This is a genomic window from Hymenobacter terrigena (genome assembly GCF_054776515.1).
In genome coordinates this window covers 375380-388614 of the sequence record NZ_BAAHBU010000004.1, presented here as the reverse complement: position 1 = coordinate 388614, position 13235 = coordinate 375380, and the positions used below count along the sequence as shown (strand labels likewise).

Annotated in this window: 14 protein-coding genes; 11 read left to right on the top strand and 3 right to left on the bottom strand. The window is 63.8% G+C overall.

All coding sequences use genetic code 11. The annotated features are described in order from the left end of the window. Nucleotides 1-276 precede the first annotated feature (276 nt). Together ACYU7Q_RS18160 and ACYU7Q_RS18155 are read left to right on the top strand one after the other, a co-directional pair. On the top strand, nucleotides 277-579 hold the full coding sequence (locus ACYU7Q_RS18160) for a hypothetical protein (protein WP_460610844.1): 303 nt from the start codon (nucleotides 277-279) through the stop codon (nucleotides 577-579). A gap of 232 nt (nucleotides 580-811) precedes the next feature. Next, on the top strand, nucleotides 812-2209 hold the full coding sequence (locus tag ACYU7Q_RS18155) for an FAD-binding oxidoreductase (protein WP_460610843.1): 1398 nt from the start codon (nucleotides 812-814) through the stop codon (nucleotides 2207-2209). A gap of 47 nt (nucleotides 2210-2256) precedes the next feature. Here the strand turns inward: ACYU7Q_RS18155 and ACYU7Q_RS18150 are convergent, their stop codons facing one another. Then, on the bottom strand, nucleotides 2257-2682 hold the full coding sequence (locus ACYU7Q_RS18150; RefSeq protein WP_460610841.1) for a hypothetical protein: 426 nt from the start codon (nucleotides 2680-2682) through the stop codon (nucleotides 2257-2259). A gap of 45 nt (nucleotides 2683-2727) precedes the next feature. Beyond that, nucleotides 2728-4788 carry an ExeM/NucH family extracellular endonuclease gene (locus ACYU7Q_RS18145; RefSeq protein ID WP_460610840.1) on the bottom strand — a complete coding sequence of 687 codons (2061 nt, stop codon included), beginning with the start codon at nucleotides 4786-4788 and terminating at the stop codon, nucleotides 2728-2730. A gap of 179 nt (nucleotides 4789-4967) precedes the next feature. Between ACYU7Q_RS18145 and ACYU7Q_RS18140 the strand changes: the two genes are divergently transcribed. From ACYU7Q_RS18140 to ACYU7Q_RS18100, 9 genes are all read left to right on the top strand, one after another. After that, nucleotides 4968-5519 carry a GNAT family N-acetyltransferase gene (locus ACYU7Q_RS18140; protein WP_460610839.1) on the top strand — a complete coding sequence of 184 codons (552 nt, stop codon included), beginning with the start codon at nucleotides 4968-4970 and terminating at the stop codon, nucleotides 5517-5519. 71 nt (nucleotides 5520-5590) lie between these two features. After that, nucleotides 5591-6214: a NanQ anomerase/TabA/YiaL family protein gene (locus ACYU7Q_RS18135; RefSeq protein ID WP_460610838.1), complete on the top strand. Its 624-nt coding sequence runs from the start codon at nucleotides 5591-5593 to the stop codon at nucleotides 6212-6214. A gap of 73 nt (nucleotides 6215-6287) precedes the next feature. Continuing rightward, the gene (locus ACYU7Q_RS18130) at nucleotides 6288-7541 is read left to right on the top strand and encodes a TPM domain-containing protein (protein ID WP_460610837.1); all 1254 of its coding nucleotides are present in this window, start codon (nucleotides 6288-6290) and stop codon (nucleotides 7539-7541) included. Between the two features lie 107 nt (nucleotides 7542-7648). Further along, complete coding sequence (locus tag ACYU7Q_RS18125; RefSeq protein ID WP_460610836.1) at nucleotides 7649-8203, top strand: GNAT family N-acetyltransferase; 555 nt, start codon at nucleotides 7649-7651, stop codon at nucleotides 8201-8203. 30 nt (nucleotides 8204-8233) lie between these two features. Further along, on the top strand, nucleotides 8234-9055 hold the full coding sequence (locus ACYU7Q_RS18120; protein WP_460610835.1) for a GNAT family N-acetyltransferase: 822 nt from the start codon (nucleotides 8234-8236) through the stop codon (nucleotides 9053-9055). A 62-nt stretch (nucleotides 9056-9117) separates the two neighbouring features. Further along, nucleotides 9118-9885, top strand: a complete 768-nt coding sequence (locus ACYU7Q_RS18115) for a creatininase family protein (RefSeq protein ID WP_460610834.1) — start codon at nucleotides 9118-9120, stop codon at nucleotides 9883-9885. A 69-nt stretch (nucleotides 9886-9954) separates the two neighbouring features. After that, nucleotides 9955-10593: an HAD family hydrolase gene (locus ACYU7Q_RS18110; protein ID WP_460610833.1), complete on the top strand. Its 639-nt coding sequence runs from the start codon at nucleotides 9955-9957 to the stop codon at nucleotides 10591-10593. Between the two features lie 46 nt (nucleotides 10594-10639). Continuing rightward, a complete protein-coding gene (locus tag ACYU7Q_RS18105) occupies nucleotides 10640-10984 on the top strand; it encodes a DUF433 domain-containing protein (RefSeq protein ID WP_460610832.1) in 345 nt (114 codons plus the stop codon). Between the two features lie 104 nt (nucleotides 10985-11088). Then, nucleotides 11089-11520 carry a hypothetical protein gene (locus ACYU7Q_RS18100; RefSeq protein WP_460610831.1) on the top strand — a complete coding sequence of 144 codons (432 nt, stop codon included), beginning with the start codon at nucleotides 11089-11091 and terminating at the stop codon, nucleotides 11518-11520. Nucleotides 11521-11530: 10 nt separating this feature from the next. On the opposite strand, the gene ACYU7Q_RS18095 is transcribed toward ACYU7Q_RS18100, so the two are convergent. Next, a complete protein-coding gene (locus tag ACYU7Q_RS18095) occupies nucleotides 11531-13192 on the bottom strand; it encodes an MFS transporter (RefSeq protein ID WP_460610830.1) in 1662 nt (553 codons plus the stop codon). Nucleotides 13193-13235 lie beyond the last annotated feature (43 nt).

Here is a 13235-nt window from a genome sequence, read left to right as displayed (position 1 = left end):
TACGAAGCGGAAATAGTGAGCAAGTACGTCCGAACTCACGTGCTTGCCGGCTGGGCAAAGCACAATCTGGCGCGGCAGCGAGTGCCCAAACCGTAACACATATAAAGAAAGATATAAAGCGGACGTGGAGTCCTGCGCTCGTCATATGGGTAACAACCAGGGGGTGGACCATGCCCACCGGCTGGTGGCTCCGCTGGTGTATCGCTTAATCAACATTTAGCGGTGCCAATTCGTACACGCGCTATCTCACCTTACGCCGCCTCCGGCACCACGCATATGACTAACCGCCTCACCTATTTACTCGCTGCCGGCTTGCTTTTGGGAGGCTGCAGCCAGGAACAAGAAAAACAACGCCAGGCCGACAGCGCCCGCCAGGACGCCGTGGAAGCCCAGGCCAAAGCCGACGCCGAGCGCGCCCGCGCCGATGCCAAACAAGTGCGGGCCGATGCCGAAGCCAAAGCGCATAACCTCGAAAAGCAGGCCGACGCCGTAGAGAAAGGCACTGGCGACCACCCCACCGTGGTAACCGAAGAGAAGAAAACCACCCGCTACGAGACCGTGCCCGCCCGCCGACGCTAGGCCCGGGACCTGTCCAACCAAGCCGTGTAGCCAGCCGCTTCCGTTCCGGGGGCGGCTGGTTTGCGTTTGGGGGATGGGCAGCGAGATAAAATGTGTATTTTATATAAATTAATAGTTATTTTTATATATTAATAATCGGTAGCCCGGTCACGGCTTGCTGCGGGGCGTGGGGCGGCTACCCAGGCCTGATTCTTTCACCCAGCGCATCTGCGCTCCTCAACACCTTACGGTCATGCTCGTCGACGAAATCGCCTCCCCTTTCACCGTGGACCTGCGCGGCAGGCTCATCGAACCCCACCACCCCGACTACGACGCCAGCCGCCGGGTGCACAACGCCATGATTGACAAGCGGCCCGCCGCCATTGCCTACTGCGCCGACGATGCCGACGTGATTGCGGCCGTGAACTACGCCCGCGAGCACCACCTGCTGGTGGCGGTGCGGGGCGGCGGCCACAGCGGGGCCGGCCTTGGCCTCTGCGATGATGGGCTGGTGATTGACCTGTCGCAGCTGAACGGCATCCACGTCGACCCCGTGGACAAAACCGTGCGCGTGGAAGGCGGCTGCCACCTCGGCGACCTCGACCACGTGACGCACGCTTTCGGGGTGCTGGTGCCGAGCGGCATCATTTCGACTACCGGCGTGGGCGGCATCACGCTGGGCGGGGGCATGGGGCACTTCACGCGCCGCTGCGGCCTCTCCATCGACAACCTGCTGGAAGCCGACGTGGTGCTGGCCGACGGCAGCATGGTAAAAGCCTCGGCCACCGAGCACCCCGACCTGTTCTGGGCGCTGCGCGGCGGCGGCGGCAACTTCGGCATCGTCACTTCGTTTTTGTTCCGCTCGCACCCCATCAGCACCGTGTATGCCGGGCCCATGCTCTGGGAGCTGAGCGACGCCAAGCCCGTGATGCAGTGGTACCGCACCTTCATCAAAGACGCCCCCGACGAGCTGAACGGCTTTTTTGCCTTTCTCACGGTGCCGCCCGGTCCGCCCTTCCCCGAGCAGCTGCACGGCAAAAAAATGTGCGGCATCGTGTGGAACTACAGCGGGCCAGCCGATCAGGCCGAGCAGGTTTTTGCGCCCATTCGCAAGGCCTGGCCGCCGGCCCTCGACCTGCTGGGCACCCTGCCGGTGCCGGCTCTGCAAAGCATGTTCGACGGGCTGACGCCCCCGTACATTCAGTATTACTGGAAGGCCGACTTCATCAACGAGCTGCCCGACGAGGCCATCGACATTCACCTGCATTTTGCCGAAATGCTGCCCAGTCCGCTTTCCACCATGCACCTGTACCCCATCAACGGGGCGGCGGCCCGCGTGGCTCCGGATGACACCGCCTGGGCTTACCGCAACGCCACCTGGTCCATGGTCATCCTGGGGGCCGAAACTGAACCCACCCGGGCCGCGGACATCACGCACTGGGCCAAAGAGTATTGGGAGGCCATGCACCCGTATTCGGCCGGGGGCGCCTACGTCAATTTCATGATGGACGAAGGCACCGACCGCGTGAAAGCCACCTACGGCCCGCACTACGAGCGGCTGGTGGCCATCAAAACCACCTACGACCCGCACAACCTGTTTCGGGTGAATCAGAACATCCCCCCCACCGGCTACCAGCCAAAGGGGCAGTGAGGCGCGGCTGATTCTTAATTCCTGAGGCGTTGGAGCAACCGCCGGACCTACTGAGGCGCGGCGGGCTGTAGTACCAGCCAGCGTTGCGCATTGGCCACGGTATCGAAGGAGCGGTACACCAAAGGCATGCCCTGGATGCTGGTGGTGACGAAGGCCGTGGCCAGGCGCACCAGCACGTTGGGCGACACCACTACGGCCCCGTGGCGGTAGCCGGCCTGCACGGCCCGGGGCAGCCACTCGTGGGCAATCCAGCGCTGCTCCTCCGGGGTGAAGGGAATCATGGCCTGCTGATTAATCAGAATGCGGCTCCAGCCGCGCTGTTGCAAAGCCCGCAGCATGTTCTCGAAGATGGCCCGGGTGGCTTCCGGGCTGCGCTTGTGGCTGCTCCAGTTGGTGCGCAGAAAACCGGCGGGGTCCGTCAGCACTTCGCCCGCAGCGTTTTCAAAATACAGGCTGGGCAAAAGGCTGGGCATTGCGACAAAGGTAAGCCACTCGTACCCCAGAGGCAGCGCGGGCCGCTATTCCTTCATCACGCGCTGGGTTTTCTGGTAGCCCTGGCCGCGCAGCGTCACCACGTAGATGCCGGGCGCGAGGTGGGCCGTGTAGTCGTTGAGCTGGCTGCCCAGCAGGGCGGGCGTGCCGTGCAGCGAGAGCAGCCGGAGGCCGCCCTGGGGCAGGGCAAAGTCGAGGGTGAGCGCGCCGGCGCTGGCGGGCACATCGGCCAGGCTGAACGCCTGCCGCCCGGCCGCCGGCCCGGGGTACACGAACAGGCGGTTGGTCCGGTTGGACGAGGCGTTGCGAATGCCCGCGAAGTTCACCCCAATCAGCACGGGGTCGTGGTCGGAGCAGCGGAAGGGCGTGGTGATGTCGGTGGCTTCGCCGGCCTGGTCATATTCGAGCACGGGCGGCTCGGCCGAGTTGATGTGCCACTTCTGCACGTCCACAAAGCCCACTAGGTTGGGCGTCACCACGGCGTGGTCGAGCGAGCCGGTGAGGCCCTTGAACACGTAGGACGCGCTGGTGGGCGGCGTGGCCGGCACGAAGCCGGCGGCCCGCAGGATGTCGATGGGGTCTTCCTCGTAGTTGGCGTTGTAGTCGCCGGCGCTCACAATGCGCGCGGCCCCGGCCGGCCGCACGGTTTTGTTGATGAACTCGACCAGGGCGCGGGCCTGGGCCTTGCGGCGGGCGTTGGAGCCGCCCTGGCCGTCGTTCTGGTCGGCATCGACCCCGCTGCCGCTGCTCTTGCTCTTGAAGTGGTTCACGATGAAGCCCAGCGTATCGGGCCGCTCCTTGCGTTTCGTTATGAACACCTGCGCCAGCGGCGGCCGCTCAAACACCCCCTGCACAGTGGCCACCATGGGCGGCCCCAGCGGCGCCACCACGCTCGGCTTGTAGATAATGGCGCAGTGAATGAGGTCGGTATTGTTGGTCTGGCGCTCGGCGTTGCCGTCGTTCACGAAGATGTAGGTGCCCGCGCCCACGGCCTTGTTCAGGCCATCTACCAGGTCCTGAATGGCCGCCGTGGAGCCATTGCCGTCGTTTTCAATCTCGGTGAGGCCCACGATGTCGGCGTTCATCTGGGCGAGGGCCAGGATGATTTTGGTGCGCTGGCGCTGGAAGTCGGCCGCCGTTTTGGCCCCGCGCGGGGTGGGAAAGCCGCCGCCCGCGCCGTCGCCGTTGAAGTAGTTGAACACGTTGAAGCTGGCCAGCTTCAGGTCGAGCGGGCCGAAGGCGGGCGGCGTGAGCGGCCGCACTACGTTAATCACGGGCGCATCGGCCCCGGCCAGCGGCTGCAAGCGCCAGCGCCCGTAGCCATAGGCCAGAATGCCACCGATGTTGCTCAGGGTGCTGCCCACGCGCACGGTATGGAAGTGAGCATCGAGGTAGGGCGTGGGCGTGGGGTTGATGGCCGAGCTGCCATCATCAAGGACCAGGCTGCGGCGGTCGTTGGCGGCCTGATAGGCGTTCACGGCGGCCAGGTTGCTGGTGCCGCTGCTGTTGGTGCCGGTGGCGGGGTTATCGTTGGGGTCGATGAACTGCGTGGCCTGGTAGGTCAGGCCCTCGGTCGAAACCGTGAGCTCGCCGCGTTGCTTCAGGTTGTAGTTGTCGGTGACGGTGAGGGGCGCGGTGAACTGCACCCGCATGCCTTCGTAGCGCTCGGCCTTGTCGGCCGCAAACTCGCTGTTGACGAGGCGCACGAAATCCGGCAGCGCATTGCCCGAAGAAATGACCACAAAGCCCGGCTCCGTTATCACGGCCTGGCCGAAGGAAGGAGCGGCATCGTCCTCGCGCACCACGCCGGTCACGCGCACCTTGTCGCCCACCTTCACGTTGGGGTCGGCCTGAATCACGAAAATGGCGTCGGAAGTGGCGGGGTTGCCGTCGGCCGTGGCCTTGTCATCCTGAATGTAGAAGCCGGCCGGTTTCAGGTTGGCGTAGACGCCCGTCACAATCCCCTCCACGGTGTAGCTGCCGGCCTTGGCCGCCGCGCCCGTGCCCTGAATCGAGCCAATAGAAGTAGCGCTAACCGTGCGGGCTGCCAGCAGAATAGCCGTGTAGAGGAGTAGTTTGGAGGTCATGGCGAGGGGCGAAAAGAGCGGTAGCGGGGGGAGTAAAGATATTCGGCAGGGCTGGACTTCGTCAATGCTCCAATTTATGCTGAATAAAGTACCGCATTGGCCGCGCCGCCGCCCGACCGCCTGCAAAAGTGCCGCCGCTACGCCGCCCGCTGGCCATCTGCGCCGTATAATGCAGGCATATGATTCCGCTCATCACCCAAACCCCGCACCTTCAGATTCTCGCCGCCAGCCGCGCGCTGCTCACGGCCGAGCTTCACAAGCCCCAGTATTTCCCCGTGCTCCTCGGCGCGGCCCTGCCCGCCGACTGGCCCCCCGCCCAGCACGACCGCCCGGCCCAGGAACAGTTCCTGGAAGAGCTCACCGCCGGCGGGCGCGATGCCGCGGGCTGGTACGCTTGGTACGCCCTGCGCAAGGCCGACGACACCGCGCCCCGCACGCTGGTGGGCGCCGGCGGCTTCCTGGGCCGGCCCGATGCCGCCGGCACGGCCGAAATCACCTATTCCATCGCGGCCGAGTGGCAGGGCCAGGGCCTCGGCACCGAGTTGGTGGCCGGCCTGGTGCAGCAAGCCGCCGATACTGGCCTGGTGCGCCAGCTTATCGCCCGCCCGCCCGCCGACAACCTTGCCGCCCAGCAGGTGCTGCTGCGCAACGGCTTCGTGCCCGCCGACATTAGCGCTGATGGCCGGCCGCGCTTCGAGCGCGCCGTGGAGCCCGTGGCCAAAGCGGCGTAGCTGGCACGGAAGCTGCCAGTGAGCGGTTATCTTTCCGCTCCCAAATCTTTGCTTCCTCCTCTTTGCCAATAATGAAAAATCCCCTCCTGAAAACCGCCCTGCTGATGCTGGGCGTGGCTGCCCTGGGCTTCGGTGCCCGTGCCCAAACCGCGCCCGCCACCGAAACCTGGACCAAGAAAAAAGCCGAAAAGTGGTTTAAAAAACGCGAGTGGGCCAACGGCCTGAAGCTGAATGTGCAGGAGTCGATTGATAAGGTCGAGTTTGCGAAGCAGTACCACGCCAACAAGGCGGTTTGGGACAAGGCGTTTGCTTACTTCCGGGATACCAACCTCGACCAGCTCACGCCCGGCAAGTACCCGGTGGATGGCGAAAACGTGACGGCCGCCGTGACCGAAAACCCCACCAAGGACTACGACAAAACCAACTGGGAGTCGCACCGCAAGTACATCGACATGCAGTACGTGGTGCAGGGCGCCGAGAAAATCGGCGTGGTGCCCATCGACAAAGCCACCGTCATCAAGCCCTACGACGAGGCCCGCGACGTGGCCAACTACAGCGCCGAGGGTAAGCTTTATGAAGCCAAGCCGGGCACCATCTACATCTTTTTTCCGCAGGATGTGCATCGGCCCAACATCAAAGTCGACGGTGTGGAGAAGGACAAAAAGCTGGTGCTGAAAGTCCGGGTGGCCTCGTAGGCAGCTAATTGGCGGCAACAGTCGTAGAAGGTTCGCAGATACCCGTTCCTTCATCACTTCAACCCGCTGAGCTATGTCCCGTCTCCTGTTTTTCGTCTTTCTATTTGTCTCGGCTGGGCTGGCGCAACCCGCGCTGGCCCAGACCGATGCCCTGCCGCCCCGGCCTACGCCGTTCAAGTTTGTGAACGACGAGGCCCAGCTCATGCAGCCGGCCGATGCCAAAAAGCTGGATGCCGGCCTGCGCCGCTACGCCGACAACACCGGCACCCAGGTAGTAGTAGTGACCGTGCCCACGCTGGGCGGCCGCGACGTGGCCGACTACGGCCGCGCCCTCGGCACCGCCTGGGGCGTGGGCCAGCGCGACAAGAACAACGGCATTGTGGTGCTGCTGGGCGCTAAGGAGCACAAAGTCACCATCCAGGCCGGCAGCGGCCTGCAAAGCGTCATCACGCCTGAGGTCACCAGCCGCGTTATCAATGAAATGACGCCCGGCTTCAAGCAGGGGAACTATTTCGCCGGCCTGCGCGCGGGGCTGAACACGCTGATGGTAACGGCCAATCCCAGCTCGGCTCCCAAAAAAGACCGGACGGCTGCTGCTGCTTCGGGCATGACCGCTAGCAATTCGGCCGCCGAAAACCCGTCGACTAATCTGTCGCAGGACAATCAATATCCTGCCACCACTTCCGAACCGGTAAATACGGTGCCTACGGAACCAGTTTCCTCCGGCCCGGGCATGGGCACGCTGCTCATCGGCGCGCTGATAATTGGCGGTATTTTGTGGTTTGTGGTCCGGATGTTTAAAGGCCGGAGCGCGGCGGCTAACAACCCGGGCGGCACCCCCAATTTCCTGCCTAACCGGCCCAATGGCCCCACAGGCGGGTACGGCCAGGCGCAAAATCCCGGCAACTACGGCCCCGGCTACGGCAACGTGCCAAACCAGAGCAGCGGCCCCGGCATTGGCGGGATGCTGGCTACCGGTGCGGCCGCCGCGGCCGGTGCTTACCTCGGCAACCGCATGGCCTCGGGCCACGATACTTCGGGCCAGAACCTGTCGAACTACGACAACAATAACAACAACTTCAACACCGGCGCGGGTGCGGCCGGAGCGGCTGGCACGGGTGCGGCCAGCGACTACTTCTCCAACCGCGACGGCGGCACGGCCGACAACTCGTCCCCCGATTATTTCTCCGACGACAACACGGCGGCCGACAACAACTCGGACTACTTCTCGGGCGATGATAACAACTCGTCTTACGATGACACTTCCTCCAACGACACCGGCGGCGGAGGCTTCGATAGCGGCAGTGACAACAGCGGCTCTTGGTAGCATAACAGGTTGGTAAATAGTGTGTAAAAAGCTCCTGTGCCGGCTGGCACGGGGGCTTTTGCTTTAGGAAAGCCCGGAGTTTGGCCGGCCGGCCGTAAGTTGCCGTCATGTCTTTAGCCCACACGCCCCCCTCGCTAGTGCCCGTGCTGGAAACCAGCCGCCTGCGCCTGCGCGGCTTCCGCGCCGACGATTTCGACCCTTGGTTTGCCATGAGCCGGCAGCTTGCCTACCACCGCTATTTCACCCCCGAGCCCATGCCCGCCGAGGAAGTCTGGAAGCTGGTGTTGCGCAGCGCCGGCCATTGGCTGATAACGGGTTACGGATTCTGGGCAGTAGAAGAAAAGGAGAGCGGCCGGTTTGTGGGAGCCGTGGGATTTCTGCACCTGAAGCGCGCCATCGAGCCGCCGCTGGGCGACGCCCCGGAAATTGGCTGGGTGATGGACCCGGCTATCCACGGCAAGGGCTACGCCTCAGAGGCGGTAGCAGCCGTATTGGCGTGGGGCGAAAGCTATTTCGGGCCGGTGCGAACCGTGTGCATCATTCATCCCGAAAATGAGCCGTCGCTGCGCCTGGCAGCTAAATTCGGTTACCAGGAATACGCCCGCGCCACCTACCACACCCAGCCCATCGTGCTGCTGGAGCGGCCTGGCACACCGGCTTGATTGAGCCTGCTCAGCTTTTCGCATTCCCCCATGATTTTTGCTGACCACGACTTAGCCCAGCGCCTGGAACTGACCGAAGCCCGCTGCAACGCGGCGTTTGTAGAGGCGCGCGCCCGGCTTTTTCCGGAAAGTGGAGCGGAATGGCAGACTGTGGCCGGCACCTACGTTCTGTTCGATGGTCCTGAATCGCCACTCACTCAAACCTTCGGCCTGGGGTTGTTTGAAGAAGCAACGGCCGTCGACCTGGAGCGCATCGAATCCTTTTTTGCAGCACGCCAAGCCCCGGTTCTACATGAAATAAGCCCATTGGCCAGCCCGGCGTTGCTGCCGTTGTTGGGCACGCGCGGCTACCAACCCATCGAATTCACCAGCGTACTGTACCAAAGCCTGACCAGTGCCAGCGTGCCCGCGCCGTCGCATTCGAGCCTTCACATTCGCGTTATCGGCCCGGAAGAAGCCGATGCCTGGGCCAGCACCGCCGCCGCTGGCTGGCTGGAAGAAGCCCCCACGCTAACTGCTTTTCTGCGAGAACTGGGTGCTATTAGTGCTCAGAGCACGGGCATAACGTGTTTTGTGGCGGAGGTCCAGGGCGTGGCCATTGCCACGGCCAGCCTGTATATGCACGGCAGCGTGGCCCTACTGGCTGGTGCCAGCACGGTGCCCGCCGGGCGGCGGCAGGGTGCCCAGGCAGCGCTGCTGGCGGTAAGGCTGCAGCATGCGGCCGCTGCCGGCTGCACTCTGGCCATGATGGGCGCGCTGCCCGGCAGCCAGTCGCAACGCAACGCAGAGCGTCACGGCTTCCGTATTGCTTACACACGAGCCAAGTGGCAGCTGATGCGCAAAAGCCAGTAGGTGCAACAGGTCTATAAGCCGCGAGTGCAGCTGTCTTCTATCAAATTATTTCCATTCCCACCATGGCCCCACGTCCCTACATCCTCGCCGAAACCACCTGGAAAACCGTTCAGGAAGCCAACTATGAAGTGGTGATATTGCCCTGGGGCGCCACCGAGGCGCACAACTACCACTTGCCCTACGCCACCGATAATATCCAGTCGGACTACGTGGCCGCCGAGGCCGCCCGCAAGGCCTGGGACCAGGGCGCGAAAGTGGTGGTGCTGCCCTGCATCCCATTTGGGGTGAACACCGGCCAGCTCGACATCACCCTGGATATGAACCTGAACCCCAGTACTCAGCTGGCTATTCTGGGCGACATCGTGCACACGCTGGCCCGGCAGGGCATCCCGAAGCTGGTGATTCTGAACGGGCACGGCGGCAACGATTTCCGCCAGATTCTGCGCGAGCTGCAAGCCGATTTCCCCAATGTATTCCTGAGCACGCTCAACTGGTTCAAAGCGGCCGACCGCAACCAGTATTTCTCCGCCCCCGGCGACCACGCCGACGAGTTGGAAACCAGCGTGATGATGCACCTGGTGCCCGATTTTGTGAGCCCATTGTCCGAAGCCGGCGATGGCGCGGCCAAGCAGTTCCGCATTGCGGCGCTGCGGCAGGGCTGGGCCTGGGCGCAGCGCGAGTGGAGCCAGGTTTCGGCCGATACCGGCGTGGGCAACCCGGCCGCCGCCACGGCCGAAAAAGGCGCGGCTTTCCTCGAAGTCGTAACCACCAACATTGCCCAATTCCTGGTGGAGCTGGCCGCCGCCGACCCGCAGGATTTGTACGAATAAGAACCCCGGCGCGCCTCAGCCGGTTAGGAGCCGGGCGAAACCACTTGCCCCGCCCGTTTTCCTTGCCCCATGCCCGACCAATTCGACAGCGTAATCTTTGACCTCGACGGCACCCTCTGGGATGCCTCGGCCGCCATCACCAAAGCCTTCCAGGCCGCTAAAAGCAGCGTCGACTACATCGATAATGACGTGACCCTGGCCCAGGTGCAGGCCGTGACCGGCCAGCCCTACACCGTGGTCTATGAGCGCCTGTTTCCCAACCTGCCCGCCGAAAAGCTCGACGAGTACCGCGCCCTCTGCGCCCAACAGGAGTTGGCCGCCGCCGTGGAGCACGGCGGCACGCTCTACCCCGGCCTCGAAATCACCCTGCGCTACCTGCTGAATCAGGGCTACCGACTGTTCATCGTGAGCAACTGCCAGCGCGGCTACGTGGAAGGGTTCTTCAAACACAGCGGGTTGGAGCGCTACTTTGAAGGCCACCAGTGCTTCGGGACCAAGCTGCTGCCGAAATCGGAAAACATCCGCGAAATCATGGCCGAATACGACCTGCAAGCGCCCGTGTACGTGGGCGATACCCCCGGCGACCTGGCCGCCAGCGAGGCAGCCGGCGTGCCGTTCATCTTCGCCACCTACGGCTTCGGCCAGCTGAGCGAAGAAGAAGCCCCGTTGCGCATCAACCGCCCCGGCGACCTGGAACGGCTGCTCTAGCGACGGTAGGGGTTGCGCACTTCAGCGCGCGGCTGTATTTTGGGGGATGAATTTCCCGACCATTCCCCGCATCACCATTCATCCAGCTATTTGTGAAGGGCAGCCCACCGTGCGGGGGCTGCGTTATCCCGTATGGCAAGTGCTTGAGTGGCTGGCCTCCGGGCTGACTACGGACGAAATTCGGGCCCAACACCCGGCGTTGGAGCCGGAAGATTTCCGGGCCTGCCTGGCTTTTGCCGCCGGCCGCCTCAAGCCGCTGGGCCATGTGGCCGAAACGCCACAGGACGAAAAATCGGAGCAGTGGCTGCTGGGGCGGCAGGGCCAGTGGCTGGCCGAGCAGGAGTTTCTGAAGCAGCTGTGGGAGCGCAATCTGGCCAGTAATCCGGTGTAGTGCGGTTGCCGGGGGAGGGGAGTTTAGTCGCTATCCGAATGACAAGCACCCAGCTAATGCCGAGCTATTTTGTGTAGCTTTGGCTGCCTCTTCTGCCGCCGGTTATGTACCAGGAATTAGCTTCGACCGCCTTTTTGCACGTAGCCTACCGGCCAGATTCCCGCCTGCTGATTGGCCGCTGGCTGTGCTCCATTACCGATGCGCAGTTGCACGAGGGCTACGAAACCATGCGTCTGGCCGCGCTGGAGCACAACTGCTCGCACTGGCTGATGGATGCCCGCCGCCGCGTCGACCGGCGCCGCAATGGTCCCGAATGGGTGGTGACGACCTTCCTGCTCAACGTACAGCGAGAAATGGGCGGCCGCCTGTGCGTGGCCTTCCTCGTGCTGCCCAACCACCTGCGCGAATTGCAAGAGGAAGCTAGCCTGCCCATTATTTCGCCCAACTCGACTGACCCGTTTCAATACGCCCGCTTCATCGATGAAGGGGCGGCCAACGCCTGGCTCGACGAGCACCGCCGCCAGGCCCGGCAGTAAGGCGCGTCAATCACCGCTGGCTTTCCAGGGTGGAAATGGGCGTGGCTTCTTCCACGTTGGAGGTGTTGGGGAAAGCCAGCAGGTGGGTTACGCGGGGCGCGTCGGGGCCGGAGTGCAGGCGACGCACGGCAGCTTCCACCACCTGGTCTTCGCGGGTGAAGCGGTGATGCTGGCGCTGGTGCTCGCCCCAGGTGGCCAGGTAGAAAAACTCGGAAATGCGCGTGGGGTCGTTCACGTCGGCAAATACACCGGCCCGCAAAGCTCCATCGCGCAGGCGCAGGCGTTTCAGCTGCTCGGCCGCCAGGTGGAAGGCGGCCCAGTTTTCCGGTTCGACGTGGTACTCAATGGTGACGAGCACGGGTCCATCGTCGGGGTCGATGGTGCCGTTGCCCACGGTGTGCGGGCGGTCGTCGGCGGGGTCCAGGTTCAGGCCCTCGGCCGAGCGCATGGGGAAAGGCAGGGCCAGCAGCGTGCTGGCCAGCATCCAGCCCGCCGCGGCCAGCAGCGAAATCTGCAGCGTGAGGTGGTCGGCCAGCTCGCCCCATACCAAGCTGCCCACCGACAGGCCGGCCTGAAACACCAGCATGTACACACTGATGACCCGGGCCTGCACCCAGCGCGGCACGCTCAGCTGCACGGTGGTGCTGAAACTGGTCATCACCAGCAGCCAGGCAATGCCTGACACGAACATCACCGCGTACAGAATGTAAATCTGGTTCACCAGTGCCAGCGCCGTATTGGTGCCCACGAAGGCCAGCACGCCCAGCAGCACCCGCTGGTTGAAATTGAGCCGCGAGCCGGCCCGGCCCATGATGATGGCCCCCGTCACGGCGCCCGCGCCCAGCCACGAGAGCATCACGCCGTAGTGGCCCGAGCTCAGGTGCAGCCGCCGCGCCACCACCACCGACACCAGCCCCCACATGGCCGCCGCCCCAAACGAAAACGCAAACGTGCGCACCAGCACCCCATAAATGGCCGGCGAGTACTGCACGTAGCGCATTCCGGCCCGCAGCGCGCCGATGAAGTTTTCGGCCGGCCCGCTGGTCACGGTGGGCTGGCGCTTCCAGAAATACACCACTGCCCAGGTGCCCAGAAACGACACCCCGTTCAGCAAAAACACCCAACCTGGCGAGTAATACGCAATAATAGCCCCGCCAATGGCCGGCCCGATGGCCCGGGCAATGTTGTTGCTCACGCCGTTCAGCGTGATGGCCGACCCCAGCGCCGGGCGGGGCACCAACTCCGTGGCTATCGACTGCCAGATGGGCGCGTTCAGGGCTGCGCCCATGCCCAGCAAAAACGTGAAACCCAGCACCCCGTAGGCCGAAATGCCGTTGTTCAACGTCAATACGCCCAGTGCGGTAGCCACCAATGCCATGAAGCCCTGCGTGAGCAGCAGCAGCCGGCGGCGGTCCACCAAATCGGCCATCACGCCAGCCGGCATGCTCAGCAGAAAGGCCGGTAGCGAGGTGGCCGTCTGCATCAGAGCCACCACCAGGGCCGAGGTGGTGAGGGTGGTCACAAGCCACACGCCGGCCACGTTCTGCATCCAGGTCCCCACGTTCGACACCAGCCCCGCAATCCAGATGGCGCGGAACAGGGCATACATGAACGGGGTCCAGAGCGTGACCTTGACGGGAGGAGCAGGCGGCGTAGCGACGGAATCAGGCATCAGACAGCAGGAAGATTTCGCCATTGATAACAGCGAAACAGCA